The sequence below is a fragment of the uncultured Turicibacter sp. genome, from assembly GCF_938044715.1.
Taxonomy (GTDB): Bacteria; Bacillota_I; Bacilli_A; order MOL361; family Turicibacteraceae; genus Turicibacter; species Turicibacter sanguinis.
On record NZ_CALIOS010000139.1, the window covers coordinates 1 to 18,120 of the forward strand.

Annotated in this window: 27 protein-coding genes and 1 tRNA gene; 27 read left to right on the plus strand and 1 reads right to left on the minus strand. The window is 35.8% G+C overall.

Annotated elements, in window-relative coordinates:
- Window positions 1-3: 3 nt before the first annotated feature.
- A complete protein-coding gene (locus QWC74_RS14870) occupies window positions 4-126 on the plus strand; it encodes a putative HNHc nuclease (RefSeq protein WP_353888933.1) in 123 nt (40 codons plus the stop codon).
- A gap of 268 nt (window positions 127-394) precedes the next feature.
- Here the strand turns inward: QWC74_RS14870 and QWC74_RS13235 are convergent, their stop codons facing one another.
- The gene (locus tag QWC74_RS13235) at window positions 395-607 is read right to left on the minus strand and encodes a hypothetical protein (protein ID WP_155223199.1); all 213 of its coding nucleotides are present in this window, start codon (window positions 605-607) and stop codon (window positions 395-397) included.
- Window positions 608-704: 97 nt separating this feature from the next.
- Here QWC74_RS13235 and QWC74_RS13240 point away from each other — a divergent pair, with 97 nt between their 5' ends.
- The 26 genes from QWC74_RS13240 to QWC74_RS13365 form a co-directional block, all read left to right on the plus strand.
- Entirely contained in the window at window positions 705-929 is a 225-nt protein-coding gene (locus QWC74_RS13240; RefSeq protein WP_288994196.1) for a hypothetical protein, read from the plus strand.
- 12 nt (window positions 930-941) lie between these two features.
- Window positions 942-1,223, plus strand: coding sequence for a MazG nucleotide pyrophosphohydrolase domain-containing protein (locus QWC74_RS13245; protein ID WP_155223201.1), 282 nt, complete (start codon window positions 942-944; stop codon window positions 1,221-1,223).
- Window positions 1,220-1,636 carry a hypothetical protein gene (locus QWC74_RS13250; RefSeq protein WP_288994197.1) on the plus strand — a complete coding sequence of 139 codons (417 nt, stop codon included), beginning with the start codon at window positions 1,220-1,222 and terminating at the stop codon, window positions 1,634-1,636. Before QWC74_RS13245 ends, QWC74_RS13250 begins: the two co-directional genes overlap by 4 nt.
- Window positions 1,637-1,821: 185 nt before the next feature.
- Window positions 1,822-1,898: transfer RNA gene (locus QWC74_RS13255), tRNA-Ile, on the plus strand.
- 303 nt (window positions 1,899-2,201) lie between these two features.
- The gene (locus tag QWC74_RS13260) at window positions 2,202-2,930 is read left to right on the plus strand and encodes an HNH endonuclease (RefSeq protein WP_288994199.1); all 729 of its coding nucleotides are present in this window, start codon (window positions 2,202-2,204) and stop codon (window positions 2,928-2,930) included.
- A gap of 123 nt (window positions 2,931-3,053) precedes the next feature.
- Window positions 3,054-3,407, plus strand: coding sequence for a hypothetical protein (locus tag QWC74_RS13265; RefSeq protein ID WP_288994201.1), 354 nt, complete (start codon window positions 3,054-3,056; stop codon window positions 3,405-3,407).
- Window positions 3,404-5,086 carry a terminase large subunit gene (locus QWC74_RS13270; protein WP_155222867.1) on the plus strand — a complete coding sequence of 561 codons (1,683 nt, stop codon included), beginning with the start codon at window positions 3,404-3,406 and terminating at the stop codon, window positions 5,084-5,086. Before QWC74_RS13265 ends, QWC74_RS13270 begins: the two co-directional genes overlap by 4 nt.
- Window positions 5,087-5,101: 15 nt before the next feature.
- Window positions 5,102-6,295, plus strand: coding sequence for a phage portal protein (locus QWC74_RS13275; protein ID WP_288994203.1), 1,194 nt, complete (start codon window positions 5,102-5,104; stop codon window positions 6,293-6,295).
- Window positions 6,295-7,014 (plus strand): head maturation protease, ClpP-related, encoded by a 720-nt coding sequence (locus tag QWC74_RS13280; protein ID WP_155222866.1) that lies wholly within the window; start codon window positions 6,295-6,297, stop codon window positions 7,012-7,014. Before QWC74_RS13275 ends, QWC74_RS13280 begins: the two co-directional genes overlap by 1 nt.
- Entirely contained in the window at window positions 7,007-8,239 is a 1,233-nt protein-coding gene (locus QWC74_RS13285; RefSeq protein ID WP_155222865.1) for a phage major capsid protein, read from the plus strand. Before QWC74_RS13280 ends, QWC74_RS13285 begins: the two co-directional genes overlap by 8 nt.
- A gap of 79 nt (window positions 8,240-8,318) precedes the next feature.
- Window positions 8,319-8,612: a hypothetical protein gene (locus QWC74_RS13290; RefSeq protein ID WP_288994205.1), complete on the plus strand. Its 294-nt coding sequence runs from the start codon at window positions 8,319-8,321 to the stop codon at window positions 8,610-8,612.
- 75 nt (window positions 8,613-8,687) lie between these two features.
- A complete protein-coding gene (locus QWC74_RS13295) occupies window positions 8,688-8,957 on the plus strand; it encodes a head-tail connector protein (protein WP_155222864.1) in 270 nt (89 codons plus the stop codon).
- Window positions 8,947-9,258 (plus strand): hypothetical protein, encoded by a 312-nt coding sequence (locus QWC74_RS13300; RefSeq protein ID WP_155222863.1) that lies wholly within the window; start codon window positions 8,947-8,949, stop codon window positions 9,256-9,258. The genes QWC74_RS13295 and QWC74_RS13300 overlap by 11 nt, the downstream gene beginning before the upstream one ends.
- Window positions 9,245-9,694, plus strand: a complete 450-nt coding sequence (locus QWC74_RS13305) for a hypothetical protein (RefSeq protein WP_155222862.1) — start codon at window positions 9,245-9,247, stop codon at window positions 9,692-9,694. Before QWC74_RS13300 ends, QWC74_RS13305 begins: the two co-directional genes overlap by 14 nt.
- Window positions 9,687-10,058: a hypothetical protein gene (locus tag QWC74_RS13310; RefSeq protein ID WP_155222861.1), complete on the plus strand. Its 372-nt coding sequence runs from the start codon at window positions 9,687-9,689 to the stop codon at window positions 10,056-10,058. The genes QWC74_RS13305 and QWC74_RS13310 overlap by 8 nt, the downstream gene beginning before the upstream one ends.
- A gap of 14 nt (window positions 10,059-10,072) precedes the next feature.
- Window positions 10,073-10,591: a hypothetical protein gene (locus QWC74_RS13315; RefSeq protein ID WP_155222860.1), complete on the plus strand. Its 519-nt coding sequence runs from the start codon at window positions 10,073-10,075 to the stop codon at window positions 10,589-10,591.
- Between the two features lie 50 nt (window positions 10,592-10,641).
- Entirely contained in the window at window positions 10,642-10,965 is a 324-nt protein-coding gene (locus tag QWC74_RS13320; protein WP_155222859.1) for a hypothetical protein, read from the plus strand.
- Window positions 10,932-11,264: a hypothetical protein gene (locus QWC74_RS13325; protein WP_155222858.1), complete on the plus strand. Its 333-nt coding sequence runs from the start codon at window positions 10,932-10,934 to the stop codon at window positions 11,262-11,264. Before QWC74_RS13320 ends, QWC74_RS13325 begins: the two co-directional genes overlap by 34 nt.
- Window positions 11,264-13,183, plus strand: coding sequence for a tape measure protein (locus QWC74_RS13330; protein ID WP_155222857.1), 1,920 nt, complete (start codon window positions 11,264-11,266; stop codon window positions 13,181-13,183). The genes QWC74_RS13325 and QWC74_RS13330 overlap by 1 nt, the downstream gene beginning before the upstream one ends.
- Window positions 13,183-13,869 (plus strand): distal tail protein Dit, encoded by a 687-nt coding sequence (locus tag QWC74_RS13335; protein ID WP_155222856.1) that lies wholly within the window; start codon window positions 13,183-13,185, stop codon window positions 13,867-13,869. The genes QWC74_RS13330 and QWC74_RS13335 overlap by 1 nt, the downstream gene beginning before the upstream one ends.
- An 11-nt stretch (window positions 13,870-13,880) precedes the next feature.
- Entirely contained in the window at window positions 13,881-15,719 is a 1,839-nt protein-coding gene (locus tag QWC74_RS13340; protein WP_155222855.1) for a phage tail spike protein, read from the plus strand.
- 14 nt (window positions 15,720-15,733) lie between these two features.
- On the plus strand, window positions 15,734-16,000 hold the full coding sequence (locus QWC74_RS13345) for a hypothetical protein (protein WP_155222854.1): 267 nt from the start codon (window positions 15,734-15,736) through the stop codon (window positions 15,998-16,000).
- A gap of 1 nt (window position 16,001) precedes the next feature.
- Window positions 16,002-17,261, plus strand: coding sequence for a BppU family phage baseplate upper protein (locus QWC74_RS13350; RefSeq protein WP_288994212.1), 1,260 nt, complete (start codon window positions 16,002-16,004; stop codon window positions 17,259-17,261).
- Between the two features lie 12 nt (window positions 17,262-17,273).
- Window positions 17,274-17,555 carry a hypothetical protein gene (locus QWC74_RS13355; RefSeq protein ID WP_155222852.1) on the plus strand — a complete coding sequence of 94 codons (282 nt, stop codon included), beginning with the start codon at window positions 17,274-17,276 and terminating at the stop codon, window positions 17,553-17,555.
- Between the two features lie 62 nt (window positions 17,556-17,617).
- The gene (locus QWC74_RS13360) at window positions 17,618-17,905 is read left to right on the plus strand and encodes a hypothetical protein (protein WP_288994213.1); all 288 of its coding nucleotides are present in this window, start codon (window positions 17,618-17,620) and stop codon (window positions 17,903-17,905) included.
- On the plus strand, window positions 17,905-18,120 hold a 216-nt coding region (locus QWC74_RS13365; RefSeq protein ID WP_288994215.1), incomplete at its 3' end, for a phage holin family protein. The genes QWC74_RS13360 and QWC74_RS13365, both read left to right, overlap by 1 nt.

Here is an 18,120-nt window from a genome sequence, read left to right on the forward strand (position 1 = left end):
TTTATTGCGTTATGTCGAGTGCACCACAATGAGTGCCACAACATAGGACATAAGACGTTTGAGGATAAATATAAGATTATAGCAATTAAACTAAATGAAGTGGCGATTAAAGAATTAAGAATATAGGAGGAGAATTGTGAGGGGCTATTTAGGACCTTTGATTACATGTCTAGTAGTTTCAGATTTATTCAAAGTATTTGTTGTCTTTCTTCAGTCGTCTATTTGGAACTGTTGGTAGAAAAGAAAAAAAGGCAAACAGAATAGACTGGTTCCCTCCTTTTTCAATCGAAATTGTTATTTTTAGTGTGAAGATAAGCCCGCGCTTAGAGTATGAACAAAAACAGCTAGATAATATGTGATAATTTACTGGATAAGCGTTAATAGAAGAAATATTTTATTTTTTGATAAAAAATGTAATAAAACCAATTGATAGGAAAAAAATAAATAAAAATGTTAAAAAAGGGAACGCGGTGTATATATTTTCATTAAAAAAGTTATATCCTGCTGTACCGTAGCTATTACTTATAATTGCCATTGATATATATTTAATTCCTAGTGAAAATAATGCCATTAAACAAAAAAATATACCAATCATTTTTTTATCCATTTTTAAACCTCCTATATTTTTTAATTATAGGAATATTGTAGTAAATAATTAATATCGAATCAAATAATATATTTAAATTGAAAGGGATAATTATAAAATGAAAAAGAATTTTAGAGAGGGAAGAAGAGATAATTATTTATTCACGTTTAAAGACCGAAGGGCCGAAAATCGAACATATGAAACTGTTACAACAGATAGTGAAGCCTATGAAATGGCAAAGGAATTGGAAAAGTGTTTAAAACTAGACAAAGTTACTATTTTTAGACAATACGTTGAATGGCATTTTATTGGTGAAAGAGAAGATGGAGAAAGGACGATTTGAGGTGAGAGTGTGATGACAACTAGCGATAGTGCGATTTGCAGAAAAGTAGTTGAAATGTTTGGAGCAGACCTTCAACAAATGGTGGCCATAGAAGAGATAGGAGAATTACTCCAAGCGATATCTAAGAGAGCTAGAGGAAAGGATAATAGAGATAACCTAGCAGAAGAAATTGCAGATGTGGAAATCATGTTAGAGCAATTGAAGTATATTCATAATTGTCCGATAGAGGTAGAGTTATGGAAGGCAAAGAAATTAGATAAATTAAAAAGTATGGTTGAAGGTGTGAGAGTGTGACAGCAAAGGAGATATTAAGAAGATATTCGCAAAACTTAAAAAGAGTGGCGATGCTTGAATATGATTTGAAAAGCATTGATAACCGAGTACCAATCAAAGTTACTGATTGTAGTCAAGATCAGGGTGGTAGTGGAGGAGGTCTCGAAGATATGTATTGGGACCGAATCGAAAAGAAAAAGTTAATCGAAATGGAGTTAGAAGTTATAAAGCCTGAAATAGCAAGGGTTGAGAAAGCACTAGAGTTGATTAGAACTACACATGAATTAGAATGTGATGCCATGCTATTAAGACATATACGAAATAAAGGCAATACAGCGATAGAAATAGCGTTAGGAATAAGCGTTAATACCGTCACAAAGAAGATAAAGTATGCAGAATCCGAGTTAGAAATGCTATATAAAGAAGTCGTGTGATTTTTTTGTGAATTATTTGTGATTTGATTGTGAAATTTTCGCCCAAAAATAAGTTATTATGATAGTGTCGATTACGACGGAAGAGAGCGGCATGTATTCAATTACTCACATAGTTAAGTACGCCGTGATGCTAAAAGCTCACGAGTAAGCCCTACTAAGAGCCGAGGGTAAAACCTCGGTGAAATGCTTCCTTAGCTTAGATGGTTAAAGCTATCGGCTCATAACCGATTGACCACAGGTTCGAATCCTGTAGGAAGCACCAAATATGCCCGAAAGGGCACCAAGTACGATACGTTTTAAAGTTGATTGATGTGAGTTCATAGCCATCAGTGATAACCTCCTTTGTTTAATTTTTTCACCGCTTAGAGCGTTTCGCTCTAGGCAATATGCTTGTGTAGCTTATGTAGTAAAGCAACCCAAAAGAAACTGGTGCAAATCCAGTCGCAAGCACTACCCTAAAAAAGATTGATGTCTTGATAACACATCAGTAATCTTACAAATTCATCCCAATAAGCACACGTTCCCCCGACGTGTGTTTTTTCATGCAATAAAGTGAGGTGATAAGGTGGCGAGAGAGTTTTCTAAGCACATCTATAGAGGTAAGGCGTGGAAACAAACAAGAAATTATATCTTTAAAAAGTATGATGGTATATGCCAGAAATGTGGGTCACCAGGAGAAGAAGTTCATCACAAGATATTTTTGAGGCCATCGAATATAGATGATCCTGACATTGTTTATGGTGAAGATAACCTAATCTTGCTGTGCAAGGACTGTCATTTTAAAGAACATGAGAAAACTAATCCTGGATTTAACAATAGTAAACCTAAACGAATAGTTGAAAATGGATGCTACTTTAATAATGAGGGTGAATTAGTTAGTCAAGAGGTATATATCGTGTATGGAGCTCCAGCATCAGGTAAGACAACATATGTTAAAGAACATATGCAAGATGGTGATTTAGTAGTTGACTTAGATTACATTAAGTATGCTCTAACGTTTAGAGGTAAAGGAGAGCTAGGAGACAACATAATGCCGATTGCTTTTGATGTTAGAGATATGTTGTATGACAAGATAGAATCAAGAGATATAGATGCTAAAAATATATGGGTGATAGCATCATTACCTAGAAAAGAAGAGCGGCATAGACTAGCATCTAGATTAAACGCAAAGTTAATCTATTGCCAAGCTACAGTACATGAGTGCATAGATAGAGCAATGAATGATACACATCAAATAGATAAAGATTTACAAATCAAAATAATTGATAAATGGTTTTCCAACTATGAAGCATAACCCCCCCCATAATTTTTTTCAAGCGACCCCTAGGGAGACCGTCGGAGTGGGGCCCTTGTAAAACACACGTGTCGCGCACGAGCCCCCCCTCCCCAAAAAGTAAAAATGAAAGGAGTAATTTATTTGGATGAAACGAAAGAAGGGCGAATTAATGTAGAGATAAAAAGACTTAAAGCGATTTTCACAAAGTTAAGCACAAAAGAAAAAAAGTTTTTAGAACCCTTAATTCAACGTGCTGCTTATATGAAAATTCAGCTTGAAGACTACGAAAAAGACTTATTGGAGAATGGATATGTTGAAATGTTCAGTCAATCAGATAAGCAAGCGCCGTATGAACGTGAACGTCCAGTGGCTCGCCTATATACTACACTAAACGGAAATTACCAGAAGATTATGAAGCAATTAAGCGATCATATTGAACATGTTCCAGTCAAAGAGAAATCAGATGGATTTGAGGAGTTTGTTAACTCACGATGATTAAATATGACTTAGATTACAATCCAATTCGACTTTATTATGACGAAATAATCTTAAAAAAAGTAACGGTTAGTGTAAAAGTTAAGCGAGTTTATCAAAAATTAGTTCACGACTTAGACGATGAAATGAGTGAATGGGAATACGATCCCAAACGCGCAAACCATGCAATAGAGTTTGTAGAGAATTTTTGTAAACATTCGAAGGGTAAGATGGGGGGGAAACCATTCATTATGGAATTGTGGCAACGTGCCATGACTGCTGCCTTATTTGGATTTGTTCATAAAATCGACGGTGTTAGAAAATATCGTGAGTTTGTTTTAATTGTTGCCCGTAAAAATGGGAAATCGGCGTGGGCAAGCGCCATCGCTTTATATATGCAAATGGCGGATGGAGAACCTGGACCTGAGTGTGTGAGTGCGGCAACAAAAAAAGACCAGGCGAAAATCGTTTGGTCTGAAGCTAAGCGTATGGTGAAGAAATCACCAGTATTATCTAAGCGTATGCGTTGTTTAGTCGCTGAAATTGTTTCAGATTTCAATGATGGTGTATTTAAGCCACTATCTAGTGATTCAAATACACTTGATGGATTAAACGTACATTGTTCGGTTATCGATGAATTGCATGCCATTGAAGATAAGAACCTTTACGATGTTATTGTCGATGGAATGACGGCGCGTGAACAACCAATCTCAATCATTACGACAACCGCCGGAACTGTGCGAGAAGGAATTTTTGATATCAAGTATGATGAGTGTGAACGTATCATCAATGGCTATGATTCGGGTGAATATGTCGATGAACGAGTATTACCAATTATTTATGAGTTAGATCATCGCAAAGAATGGACAGACCCTAATTGTTGGCAAAAGGCTAATCCTGGACTAGGAACGATAAAAAATGTGAATCAGCTAAAAGCTAAAGTGGAAAAAGCGAAGGCAAATCCGCTTTTAGTTAAAAATTTGCTATGTAAAGACTTTAATATTCGTGAAACTTCAAATGAAGCATGGTTAACGTTTGAACAAATTAATAATACGACTAAATATGACCTTACATTGTTAAAGCCTCGTTATGGGATTGGTGGAGCCGACCTATCAACGACAACCGACTTAACAAATGCGACGGTCATTTTTATGTTGCCTGGTGATTCGAATATCTATGTTAAGCAAATGTACTGGCTTCCGGAAGATTTGCTAGAACAACGAACAAAGGAAGATAAAATTCCTTACGATATTTGGTGTGATTTAGGATTACTACGAACAACGCCTGGGAACAAAGTACATTATAAATTTGTAACTGAATGGTTTTTAGAGATTCAAAATGAATATGATATTTACTTGCCATGGATTGGTTATGATAGCTGGTCGGCTACCTATTGGGTTGAGGAGATGAAAAATAATTTTGGTAAAGAGTGCATGGAACCTGTTATTCAAGGCAAAAAGACTTTATCAGGACCTATGAAATCGTTAGGAGCTGATTTGAGCTCGAAAAAAATTATTTACGATAATCATCCAATTCTTAAATGGTGTCTAACCAATACATCGGTTGAGGTTGATAAAAACAACAATATTCAGCCAGCAAAAGGAAACTCATCAAGACGTCGTATTGATGGAACGGCAGGACTATTAAATGCTTATGTTACACTAGAACGTCACTATGATGAATATATGAACATGATTTAGGGAGGAGGTGGAAGTATGGGAATTATGGATAAAGTTAAAACTGTTTTTAATAAAAATGTGACAGTCTCTCGATTTGAAATGATGACGGAAGCAGGAACAGGTTTTTATTCCTTTAATGGTGATTTATACAAGTCTGACATCATTCGTGCTTGCATACGTCCTAAAGCAAAGGCCATCGGGAAGTTAATTGCCACTCATGTACGCGAAGATGAAAAAGGATTAAAAATTAATCCTGATGCCTACATGAGATTTTTGTTAGAAGAGCCTAATCCGTATATGAGTGGGCAAATGCTACAAGAAAAGGTCATTACACAATTGATGTTGAATAATAATGCGTTCATCTATATTCATCGTGATGAGAATGGATATCCTGTTGAATTGTATCCTGTGCCAGCAACATTTGTTGAAGCAATTTACGATAAATACGGATTTTTATATCTAAAATGTACGTTAAAGAAAGGAAAAATCTGTACTTATCCATACAGCGATATCATTCACCTACGACGTGACTTTGCTAATAACGATATTTTTGGTGATAAGCCTCATGATGCGTTGATTCCATTAATGGAAGTTGTGACAACAACAGACCAAAGCATTGTTAAAGCAATTAAAAATAGTAGCGTAGTGAAATGGTTATTGAAATTCCATCAAGCGTTACGGCCAGATGATATCAAAAAGCAAACAAAAGATTTTGTTAAAGATTATTTGCAGATAGATGGAGAAACTGGTGGAGCAGCTGCGACGGATGCTAAATTTGATGCTAAACAAGTAGATCCAAAAGATTATGTGCCTAATGCGGCGGTCATGGATCGGACTAAAGATAGGCTCTACTCATTCTTTAACACAAACGATAAGATTGTAAAAAGTGATTATGATGAGAATGAATGGAATGCTTATTACGAGAGCGAAATTGAACCAGATGCCTTACAACTATCTAATGAGTATACTCGAAGATTATTTACTCGAAGAGAACGTGGTTTTGGTAACAAAATCATCTTTGAATCATCAAACTTACAGTATGCTTCTATGACTACCAAACTTCAATTAGTCCAACTGGTCGATCGTGGAGCCATGTTACCAAATGAATGGCGACGAATTTTAGGAATGGGGCCTATTGAAGGTGGAAATAAACCAATTCGCCGACTTGATACAGCAGTTGTTGGTGATGGTGGTGACAACAAAGATGACTTGAAAGGGGGTGAAAGCTAATGAATGAAAATTTAAATCAATTTCTAGAGGTCAAGAATGTAACGGAGAGTGCAGCTGACCTCTATTTTTATGGCGACATCGTATCATCATGGTGGGGCGCATGGGACGACACCGACCAATACCCAGAATCAGTCAAAAAATGCATGGATAAAGCTAAAGGAAAAGATTTAAATATATACATTAACTCTGGTGGTGGTTCAGTATTTGCTGGAATGACAATCTATAACATGATTAAGCGCCATGAAGGGAAGACGACAGTCTATGTTGACGGATTAGCTGGTTCTATTGCATCAGTTATCGCTTTAGCAGGAGATCGTGTGATTATGAGAACTGGTTCAACATTTATGATTCACAAACCATTATTTGCACTATGGGGTGGATACAATGCTGATGACTTTAGAAAGATGGCGCAGGACTTAGATGTCATTCAAGAGTGTATTATGCAAGTGTATAGGGATAATTTACGACCAGGAGTGAATCCAGAAGAGATTGAACAAATGGTTAATGAAGAGACCTTTATGTCGAGTGAGAAAGCATCAAAGTATTTTAATATCGAAATTGAACGAGGGCATCAAGCAGTAGCTTGTTCAAGTGAGTTCTTAAAAAATTTCGCAAAGAATCAACAGATGATTCCAATTAGTAAAACAGATGAAAAAGCAGAAAAAATTCAAGCACATTTAAAACTATTAAAACTGAAAGGTGGAAATATCCATGAATAAAGAACAGTATTTAAATAAACGTAATCAGATGATTGTAGAAGCTGAAAATTTCTTAGAAGAAGGAAAAGTGAAAGAGGCAGAAGCTAAAATGAAAGAGGTAGAGGAATTAGATCAAACATTTGAAGACTCTGCTAAAGCACAAGCAAACTTAAATGCATTACGAGGAAATGGAGTCGTTAAAAATATTTCGAGCTTAACAGCTTCGGTCATTCCACAAGGAATATTAGGTTCTACAGGACTTGGGTCAATGGTTAAGGATGAAAAAGAAGTTTATAATACGGCATTTATGAAAACTTTGATGGGAACTACTCTAAATAGTGAAGAATTGAACGTATTTAATTCGGTAAATGATAAATTCCGTAATGCTACTCAAACCACAGAGGAACATCAAGTTTTAATTCCTGAAACAATTAAAGAGGGAATTTGGAAAGAAATTGGAGAGTTACATCCTATTTTTGCAGATGTTCGTCCTACTTATGTTAAAGGAGATTTGACGATTATCAAAGAAGAAACAGAAGGAACGGATGCAGAGTGGGTTGATGAAAAAACAGAGAGTACAGATGCAGATACAGCGTTTGGAACACTATCATTAACTGGATGTGAGTTAGTTAAATCTATTCGTGTCTCATGGAAAATGAAAAAAATGTCTATTGAAGCATATCAACAATATATTATTACGCATTTAGCAGAAAAAATGGCTCGTGCATTAGCGTTTGGTATTTTGAAAGGAAAAGGAAAACCTAGTGCTTCTGAACATAAGCCTCAGCCTAAAGGGATTATTCCAACTTTAGAGGGAGAGGGTTCAACGCCACAAGTGGTTGAATTTGATACGAATATTAAATACGCGGATTTGACGAAGTTAATATCTAAAATTAAATCAGGGTACTTAACTGGAGCGGTTATTTACGCTAATAACACGACGATTTGGAATCAGTTAGCTAATATTGTTGATGCTAATGGCCGACCACTATTTATTCCAGATGTAACTAATGGCGGAGTTGGGCGAATTTTAAGTGTCATCGTTAAAGAAGAAGATGTGATGGCAGATGACGAACTATTATTAGGTAATGTTTCAAGAGGTTATGCCATGAATATTAATGAGAATGTGACATTATATCAAGAAGATCACGTTAAGCCACGCGCTACAGATTATATGACATACGCTATTGTTGATGGAGATGTATTAACAACGAAAGCATTTGCGTTATTAAAAAAGTCAGCGTAATCGAAGGGAGTGATCCTTCTGTAGGAAAAGCTATGGTTGCACCAAGTAAATAAAATTTAAAGTGAAATAGGTGATGACGATGGCAAAGCATACTTGGGAAGATGGCGAATTAATCACAGCCGCATTATTAAATTCCATCGAAGATAGAATTGAAGCGAAAGCTCAAAGAGGGGAAACCGGGCCACAAGGTCCAGTAGGCCCTAAAGGAGACACAGGAGAACGAGGACCCGCAGGTCCTAAAGGTGCGGATGCTGTTATTCAAAAAATGGATAGAATAGAAGATGTTTCTGCTGAGGATGGAGCGTCTTTAAAGGCTAAAATTAATGAAATATTATCCGCTTTAAAAGCTAAAGGTTATATGAATGCAGAATAATGACGGCTAACAAGGAAATGGCTAAGGGTGCTACTAAGTAGTGCCCTTTGTACTTGTAAGAAAGGACATGATTAAATGTTACAGAGTGTAAAATCATCAGTCCGAATTATAAATGACAAATTCGATTCAGAGTTAACGGATTTAATTGAATCAGCGAAGATGGATTTACTTATCGCCGGAGTGGCCAAAACAGATGAGGCTGATCCACTCATTAAACGTGCAATTATTTTATATTGCAAAGCAAACTTCGGACTGGATAATAAAGATTCAGAGAAGTATCAGAAATCTTATGAGATTTTAAAAGAAAAATTATCATTGTGTGGTGATTATAATAATGTGGAATGATATTGCCTATCTTGGACACGTTGAAGTGGTAGAAAATCAATGTGGTGATATTTATGATACGATGGTTTACAGTCAATTAGTTTACTGCAATAAAAAGTCAATTCGTCAAAGTGAATTTTATCAAGCTCAGGCTGTTGGATTAAAACCAACACTCATTCTTGAACTCATGTTATCTGACTATGATGGACAAGAATATGTGAAATTTAACGAGGAAGAGTATAGTGTTCTTCGTACATATGAAACATCAAAAGAAAGAATTGAATTAACGTTAACTAAAGGTGTTAATCATGGCAATGCCTAAAAGTGTCGTCCGAATGAATAACAAAAATGGAATCACTTTTATTGATAACGTGGATAGAACCAAATACACATTAAGAGAACTTACTAGAGCCGCATTACGAGATACAGGGAAATATGTTTGTAACCGATTCAGAAAGAACTATTATTCTACTTTTAGACGAAGAAAACGGCGCGTGGGTCGTGCCACTCAATATTGGGTTCGAAAACGTGAAAACAATCTACAAGTTGGGATAAAACCCAATGGATTTTATGGTCTATTTCAGGAGTTAGGAAGTAGTAAGACTAAAAAATTAGGGCTTCTTCAAAAATCAGTAAAGACTAATATTCCGATGATTGTGAAGATTCAATCTCAGTATTTAAGTGCACTCGAAAGTGAAGCAAGAGCGCTTGCCATTATACGCGATAAAGAATATAAAGGAGGAGCTGATGGTGAGTAGAACACTTAAAATCAGGACGATTTTTAAATCTCTTATCGAAGAATGTGGGTGTAAAGCCTACTATGAACGAGCAAATAAGAATGTTCTATATCCTTATGCAGTATTTGAGTTTGAATCTACAGATATTACGGACATATCTAAGCGTGAGATTGAAATTATCATTGATATTTGGGATAAGACCGACGATAGCAGTAATATTGAAGTATTAACTGATACTATCATCCATGCAATTAATCATAAATTCTTATTACCAGAAGATATTCCGTCATTAAGGATTTATGGGGTGCGAAAAAGATCATTGCCTGATGAGGATTCGACACTAAAACGAAGACAAATCGAATGTTCAATTATTTATTTTGACTAAAGAGGAGTGAGAAAATGGCGAGAGCAAGCGCAACGCATGAAATTTTTTTAGGAGAAGGTGTTTTTTATATTGGAGAAACACCAATAGGTCTTACACGAGGCGGAGGACAATTTACAGTAGAACGGGAAATTCGCCAAATTGAGGCTGATGGAGATAAAGGACCTGTTAAAGGGCGAAACGTCATTGATAAATCGACGCCTAAATTGGTTATGAATGCTCTACAAATTATCGGTGAAAATCTTCCGAAGATGTATCCTGGGCTTAAAGTTTCTGATTCTGATAGTAAAAAGGTTGTGACAGGTACAGGGAAAATTGTAGACAGTGACTATCAAGATTTCGTTAAATTTGTAGGAATGACAGATAAAGGGAAAGAGGTCGTGATTAAAGTTGAAAATGCCATTAATTTAGAGAATATTGATTGGACTTTAACAGATAAGGATGAAGTTGTACCAGCATTAACTTATACTGGATGTTATAAAGAAGATAGTCCAGCGGAGTATGAACCGTGGAGTGTTACATATGCAACTGCATAATCAAAGAGGCTTAGACCTCTTTTTATTTTTATAAAAAAGGAGAGATCAAAATGCGACAGTTAAATACAGGTGACTTATTTAAGGCGGCTCGTTTAATTAGAAAAATGGGAATAAAAGAAGATTTAAAAACATTCGCCGAAGGGATTAAGGCAGACCAAAAGCAAGAAGAAGTTGGATTTGACCTTTTAATGCTCATTTTTGAAAGAGCAACAGACGAAACATCTGAAAAATTAATTTATGAATTTTTATCAGGACCATTTGAAGTCACATTAGATGAAGTTAAAGAGATGGAGTTATTTGCATTAGTAGAATCTTTATTTCAAGTAGCTGATGTTGAAAAATGGAAGGGTTTCTTTCAAGGAGCGCTTCGATAAATAGCGTTGTTGATGAAGAGTTTATTCTAAGTCGTTACCATAATATCGATTATATTATGGCATTTGATTACGAGTATGGAATTGACTTTATTCATCAAGCTTACGATAAATCATTAGAAGAACGATTATTCCAGCAGTGGCTAGTGGAACTTCCTAATATGAAAAAAAGTTTATCGTTCGAAGCGTATAAAAAAGAAAGACTTAGACCACGTATTAAGATTGAAAAAAGATTTAGTAAAGAAGAATGGTTATCGAAAGCAGAAGAAATCGAAGAAAGAGCGAAAAGAGGTGATTCCTAATGGAAATCTTTAAGCTTTTTGGATCTATTTATGTTAATAACGATAAAGCAAATAAGAGTATTTCGAAAACTGGAGAAGAAGCAAAAAAATCAGGTGGTTTGTTAGCGGAATTAGGTGGAGTTGCTAAAAAAGTTGGTGGCTTATTAGCTGGTGCCTTCGTTGTCACAAAAGTTGTTGATTTTACTAAAAAGGTAGCAACACTTGGAATTGAATACAACAAATTAAAAGAGCAATCCGAAACAACCTGGACAACGTTGCTCGGAAGTCAAGATAAAGCTATTGAACAGTTAAAACGCATTGAAGAATTTGCAGCTAAGACACCATTTTCAAAAATGGGTGTTGACAAGATGGCTAAGTACCTTCATAACGCTGGTTATGAAGGTGACGCAGTATTCGAAACATTGACTAAAATTGGCGACATGGGTTCAGCCTTTGGGGTACAAGAGGATAGCCTAGTTGAGTTAACGCGACAATTCTCTCAAGTTCAACAGGCTGGATATGCCTATACTGAAGATTTAAACATACTTGCTGATCGTGGGATTCCAATTTATCAAGCCATTGCGGATGAAGTAGGAGTAACGGTTGCTGAAGTCAAAAAAATGGCATCGGAAGGTAAGTTGACAGCTGATATTTACAATTCTGCTATTGATAGCATGGCTGAAACAACGGAAGGTGCAATGGATGCTCAGTCTAAAACGTTTGGCGGAATGATGTCGACGTTAAAAGATAACTTAGAAACATTAGCAGGGTTATTAACAGAAAAAGTGTTTAATGCTTTAAAAGAGTTGCTAGAAAAAGTGTTACCAGTTATTGAAGCTTTTTCGCAAGCTTATGCCGAAACAGGAAGTTTTAAGGAGGCCTTAGTCCAAACATTAGAACAATTTGGACTTGAAAAGTGGAGCGAACTTATTATCTCAATTGAGGATACGTGGAAATGGGTTAAAGATTTAACAACAGAATTTTTAGCCAATAAAGAAGCATTAGGATGGTTAGGAATAGCGTTAGGCATCTTAACAGCACTTGTTATCGCTCACAACTGGGCGACGATTGCAGCCAATGCCTCAATGGTAATTCAAGAAGGGATTTTATGGGCAATGATCGCAGCTGAAACGGTTGCTACAGGAGTGACAACGGCATTCGGTGCAGCAGTTGCCTTTCTAACAAACCCAATTACACTTGTTATTTTAGGGATCGGTGCTTTAATTGCTATTATCTATTTACTTATTACAAACTGGGATGAAGTGAAGGAAGCCGGCGCCATGGCTTGGCAATGGATTCAAGATAAATGGAAGGAAGCTGGGGAATGGTTTAACTCTAACATTGTTGACCCAATCAAAACATTTTTTATCGATTTATGGGACACCATTCAAATCAAGGCTTCAGAAGCTTGGGAAGGTGTTAAAAGTAAATGGAACTCTGCTTTAGAATGGTTTAATCAGACGTTTATTGAACCCGTTGAGAAGGCATTCGAAACAATGGGAGAGAACATTAAAAAGTTTTTAGAAAATCCTCTTGAAAGCATTAAAACTAGCTTTAAAAGTGCTTTTAATTGGATTATCGGCAAAATGAATACGGTCATCGGAGGATTAAATGGATTTAAAATTCCTGATTGGGTCCCTGGTTTAGGTGGTAAGGGATTTAATATTCCAACTATTCCAATGTTATATAAAGGAACAGATTATTTTCAACCTTCTAAGGTTTGGGGTAATATGGCTTTAGTGGGAGAACAAGGACCCGAGTTGGTGGAGTTAAAAAAAGGAAGTCAAGTCCATACCGCAGATGAAACACAAAAAATGTTCGGTGGATTTAATCTTACGATTGAACAGTTTATTAACAATCGGAAAGAGGATATTCAGCAACTAGCCGAAGAGTTATTCTTTTACATGCAGCAACAACAATTGGCAAAGGGGGTTAAATAATGCAGTGGTTTTCATTTAACGACAAGACAAGTGATGAATTTGACTTAATCATTAATAAATATCCTGGGATTATTTCTCCTAACCGCAGAATGGAAAAGATAGAGGTAATCGGTCGACATGGTCATTTAACTCATGATTATGGCAGTTATGAATCATTTACATTGGATTTCGAGCTAACCCTAATGGATTCTAGTATCGAGAAAATACGTGAAATTATCAGATGGTTAAGTGGTGCTGGAAAATTAACGTTATCGCGAGAGCCTGATAAGTATTACCTAGCACGTATTAAAAATGCTATTCCGTTTGAACAGGTTTTTACAAACGGATTTAAGACATTCAAATTAACTTTTGAATGTCAACCTTTTGCCTATGAGTACGGATTATCGACAATTAAGTGTGGTAGTGGGATAACAAGAGTCTATAATCATACTAATATTAGCTCTTTACCTATTTTAAAAATTATAGGAGATGGGGTACAGGTTATTAGGGTGAATGAGATAGAGATAACTTTAACTTTAGATGGCTATATGATATTAGATTCTGAACTAGAAGTTGCTCATAAAGGTGGAGCTAACCGTAATGATAAGATGATTGGTGGTTTTCCATTGTTTGATATTGGATTTAATGAGATAGAATTACCAGAAGGGGTTACTTGTGTCATTACTCCTAATTGGAAGTGGATTTAGGAGGGAAATAGATGATTTGTATTTATAAATCAGATGAAAATATCTTTACTCATAATGGCTTAGCAATTTTAAATCCAATAACCGCTTATATTGAAGAAGAGTTAAATGGAGTTTATCAACTTCATTTAACGATTCCTTATGATCACTATGGAAAATGGAAAGAAGTAGAGGAATATCGGATTATAAAAGCAAACCAACAATTATTCAGAATCCAAAAGGTAACACCGGGTATGACGACTTTAGGAATTTACGCTACTCATATCTTTTATGATTTGGCTGATAACTATGTTTTAGATACGAATATCGTAGAAAAGAGTGGAGCACTAGCTTTAAATCAAATTTTAAATCGACTATCGTTTGAAACAAAATTCACAGCTACGTCAGACATTTTGAGTATTAATAATGCAAGAATTGTCAGAAAAAATGCTTTAAATGCTATCATGGGGTCGGATGACAACGCGTTTATTAATAGATGGGGTGGCGAGCTTTATCGCGATAATTTCTTTTTTTCTATTAATGAGAGAGTTGGGAAAAATAAAGGATTTAAAATCACCTATACCAAAAATATGACAGGTTTTAGTGCTGAAATTGATATGTCAACTGTTGCTACTCGGTTAATTCCTATTGCTTATGATGGGTTAATGTTGCCGGAGGTATATCTAGACTCTGAGAATATTCATCAATTTCCGCATCCTATTATTAAGGAACTTGAACTATCCGATATTAAAGTAAAATCAGATGAACTTGGAGATAATGGTGGTTTTGAAACGGAAGAAGAAGCTTTTGAGGTAATGAGAACTAGAACAGAGGCTGTCTTCAAAGATCAAAAGCTGGATCAACCGAGTGTTAATTATAAAATTAATTTTGTTTCGCTTTCTCAAACTGAAGAGTATAAACAATTTGAGTTTTTAGAAACTGTAGGACTTGGAGATGATGTTATCGTCTACCATAAACCTTTAGATATTCATGTTACTGCAAGGTGCATTAAATACAGGTTAAATTTAATAACGAATCATTATGATTCCATTGAATTAGGAACTTTCAAAAAGAATTTATCTACGATAGTCGAAAGTGTGACCGAAGAAGTTAAAAATCAAACCACTCATTTTAAGTCAGAATTAGAAAAAGCGAAACAAAACGCGACTAATCTAATTACGAACGCTATGGGTGGTTTTGTTTATAAAACGAATTCAGAATTGTTTATCATGGATACGGATGATTTAAATACGGCGGTTAAGGTTTGGAGATGGAATATTAATGGCTTAGGGTATTCTAGAAATGGAATTAATGGCCCTTATGAAGCTGCTATGACAATGGATGGTGCTATTGTCGCAAACATGATTACAGCTGGCATACTCAACGCTAATTTAATTCGAGCAGGCGCTATAAAATCTGTTAATGATATTGTTGACTTCAATCTTGATGGTGGCTTTATCAACTTCCATCATACAGATGGAACTTTTACACAGGCTTCCAAAAACGGATTATACAGATATCGAGGAAAGAGTGGAAAAGGCTACCACTATTTAACTTATATTGCAGAGCATATTTATAGTCTTAATGCAACACAGGCTAAAAATTTCAGTTATATCTACACTGTTCCAGAAGACTTTCAGGACAAAATGTTTTATGCTTCTTGTTCAGTCGCTATGATTACACCTAGTAAATATAATTCTATCTCTGTCGTAAAGAATTTTTCTGTATGGGCGAATCGTTCTAGTTTGACTCAATATCAGGTGAGTGGAAGAATAGAAGGATTATCTATGGTTAAAAAAGGAGACGATGTTTTATGGGATAATGGCGAACCTGAACAAATACAATTGAAGGTTATGGTGGTTTTAACTGCCTAGCAAGGAGGGTGAAGATGGAACCAATAGAGTATCACGAAAGTAAAATGACTATTTTCTACCGAAAGTTTAACGGTGAAATTAAAATGATTTCAGACGGAGTGCATGATATGGATATTTTCGGAGATGAAAAACAAGATTATGAGCTGATTTGGAGTTTCTTGGTTGTGGATGTAAGTCAAGTAGTTAAAGATTATCCTCAGCTATTTTTTATTAATATTGAAACGAATCAAATTGAACTGAAACAAAGTTTTGCGCAGACATATGCAAAGGTGGGAGATTAAGATGAGTACATATGCTCCTAGACAATATGGAGTGATACTAGATAGGTATCAAAAAATTAACAATAAAGAACCTGAGTTTGTACAGTACGATACAGAGAGCGCTCAATTAAATGTGACGTTTTTAGAAAATGGAGTGCCTTTTGATATTCCGTATACTAGATTAGTGCTAGTTGTTAGAAAGCCTGATCAAAAAGAAGTGTATCAAAATATTGAAACCTTCAGTGGGAATACGGCTGAGGTGATTCTCCATAATCAGGCTTTGGCGGTTGCTGGCACGCTACAGTGTCAAATTAAAATGTATCAGGAATCCAAATTAGAGAGCACTTGGGCATTCGAAGTGAAAGTAAAGCCTAGTATTGGGAATGAGGAAGCCGTTGAAAGCGAAAATGAATATCGGATTTTGCACCAGCTGATCATAGAGGTAGACGCTAACATTGAGAAAAACGAGCAGGCTATTCAAGACCTGATTAACAAAACACAAGAATCTGTTTCAGAAAGTATTCGTCAAACGACAGAATCCATGAACCAAAATATACAAACAAACAATCAAGCTTTAGTGGAAGCGTTAAAGAAAATTGATGAATCCGAATTGGTAAGATTAAAGGAGACCATCGAATTTGTTCAACAGAATAAATTAGGAATTAACGATAAAGCCTCTGATAGTGCATTACTTAATGGCATTACAGAAGATGTTGAAGCAAATGCTCATACCTTAGTTAAACGCAATCAGGATGGTAATATTCGCACGGCAAATAAACTTCAGATGAAGCAAGGTGAACAAGAGATTCCGATTGAATTAATAGCTGAGTCACATTTAAAAGTTGGAACTCGCACTGTGTGGGATAATGGGAATTTAATCGTTGAAACCGGTTCATGGACACCTGGTGCTTATGGATCTAATCAGGGAATTTTCAACCATACCGAACAATCCGGAACGTATATGAGGATTGGGGATATGGTAACGGTCTATGGAACGCTATCCGCATCTAGTCGAAATGGAGCGACAGGAGAGTTTCGGATTGGGGGATTGCCTTTCGCTCCACGTGGAGGGAAAGTAACCTTCACACTAGGTCCAACGGCAGGAATCAATCTAGGAAGTAAAATATTAAGTGCGGTCGCTTATGCCCAAAATACTTTTATTCGATTTGCGGTCAGTGCCCCTTCGGCTGATAACATTTGGTATGCTTGGTTAGATACAGGCGCAACAATGAATGGTGGCGACATCACGATTTCATTTAGTGCCACTTATAAAATAGTTTAGGAGGAGTTTATGATGAATATAGTTGAACAAATTAATTTAGATATTGCACCGGACGGAATTATTCAAATTTTGAAACAAGAAGTCCTCATCAAAGACGATGGAACGGAAGTTGTTTTACAAAACTGGAGAACGACGGTTGCACCTGGAGAATTTAATAAGATAGCCAAGTTACAACTTGCTGACTATCACCTCAGTATTATTCAGGCAGCATGGACAAGTGAAGTCATTGAATCTTATCAACGGAAACAAGATGAACAAGAAGAAAAACGAACCACTGAAATGAGTGGTTTTTAATTTCCTAAAAATAGAAAGCAGGTCACTCTAATGAGTGGCCTTTAATTATGAGGAGATAACAAATGTACTTAGAATTATCAAATTATGTAGTACTGACAGGAATCTTAATTGTAATAGGATTATTCCTAAATAAATGGGAGCCACCGATTAAAAAGCAATATGTCGCTTTGATGTTACTGATAGCGGGGTTAGCATTAGGTTATTTCATGGTGACGAATGCCGCCTATGGATTCTTAATTGCAGGTTTAGTCTTTTATAAAGATGAGTTAGTATCAGAGATTAAGTTAGTCAAAGAGAGTGTATTAGAAGTCAAAAAAGAAAAATCAGAATTAAAAGGAGAGATGAACTAATGGATTTAACGTTTTTAAGTGAATATTGTATTCCGGTGATTGTTGGGATTTGTTTATGCATAGGTTATGTTATCAAGACGAGTGTTCCTAAAGTGGATAATAGCCTTATTCCGATGATTTTGTCGATTTTGGGGCTTTTAATTAACATTTGGATAAATCATGCCATTAACCCATCTATCGTCTTAGGTGGGCTTTTTAGTGGGTTAGCTTCAACA

Coding starts and splice junctions, on each gene's coding strand:
- QWC74_RS13235 (WP_155223199.1), bottom strand. CDS start 607: ATGGATAAAAAAATGATTGGTATATTTTTTTGTTTAATGGCATTATTT.
- QWC74_RS13360 (WP_288994213.1), top strand. CDS start 17,618: ATGTACTTAGAATTATCAAATTATGTAGTACTGACAGGAATCTTAATT.
- QWC74_RS13340 (WP_155222855.1), top strand. CDS start 13,881: ATGATTTGTATTTATAAATCAGATGAAAATATCTTTACTCATAATGGC.
- QWC74_RS13355 (WP_155222852.1), top strand. CDS start 17,274: ATGAATATAGTTGAACAAATTAATTTAGATATTGCACCGGACGGAATT.
- QWC74_RS13350 (WP_288994212.1), top strand. CDS start 16,002: ATGAGTACATATGCTCCTAGACAATATGGAGTGATACTAGATAGGTAT.
- QWC74_RS13305 (WP_155222862.1), top strand. CDS start 9,245: ATGGCAATGCCTAAAAGTGTCGTCCGAATGAATAACAAAAATGGAATC.
- QWC74_RS13270 (WP_155222867.1), top strand. CDS start 3,404: ATGATTAAATATGACTTAGATTACAATCCAATTCGACTTTATTATGAC.
- QWC74_RS13290 (WP_288994205.1), top strand. CDS start 8,319: ATGGCAAAGCATACTTGGGAAGATGGCGAATTAATCACAGCCGCATTA.
- QWC74_RS13275 (WP_288994203.1), top strand. CDS start 5,102: ATGGGAATTATGGATAAAGTTAAAACTGTTTTTAATAAAAATGTGACA.
- QWC74_RS13335 (WP_155222856.1), top strand. CDS start 13,183: ATGCAGTGGTTTTCATTTAACGACAAGACAAGTGATGAATTTGACTTA.
- QWC74_RS13325 (WP_155222858.1), top strand. CDS start 10,932: ATGGAAGGGTTTCTTTCAAGGAGCGCTTCGATAAATAGCGTTGTTGAT.
- QWC74_RS13280 (WP_155222866.1), top strand. CDS start 6,295: ATGAATGAAAATTTAAATCAATTTCTAGAGGTCAAGAATGTAACGGAG.
- QWC74_RS13300 (WP_155222863.1), top strand. CDS start 8,947: ATGTGGAATGATATTGCCTATCTTGGACACGTTGAAGTGGTAGAAAAT.
- QWC74_RS13240 (WP_288994196.1), top strand. CDS start 705: ATGAAAAAGAATTTTAGAGAGGGAAGAAGAGATAATTATTTATTCACG.
- QWC74_RS13295 (WP_155222864.1), top strand. CDS start 8,688: ATGTTACAGAGTGTAAAATCATCAGTCCGAATTATAAATGACAAATTC.
- QWC74_RS13245 (WP_155223201.1), top strand. CDS start 942: ATGACAACTAGCGATAGTGCGATTTGCAGAAAAGTAGTTGAAATGTTT.
- QWC74_RS13315 (WP_155222860.1), top strand. CDS start 10,073: ATGGCGAGAGCAAGCGCAACGCATGAAATTTTTTTAGGAGAAGGTGTT.
- QWC74_RS13285 (WP_155222865.1), top strand. CDS start 7,007: ATGAATAAAGAACAGTATTTAAATAAACGTAATCAGATGATTGTAGAA.
- QWC74_RS13345 (WP_155222854.1), top strand. CDS start 15,734: ATGGAACCAATAGAGTATCACGAAAGTAAAATGACTATTTTCTACCGA.
- QWC74_RS13320 (WP_155222859.1), top strand. CDS start 10,642: ATGCGACAGTTAAATACAGGTGACTTATTTAAGGCGGCTCGTTTAATT.
- QWC74_RS13330 (WP_155222857.1), top strand. CDS start 11,264: ATGGAAATCTTTAAGCTTTTTGGATCTATTTATGTTAATAACGATAAA.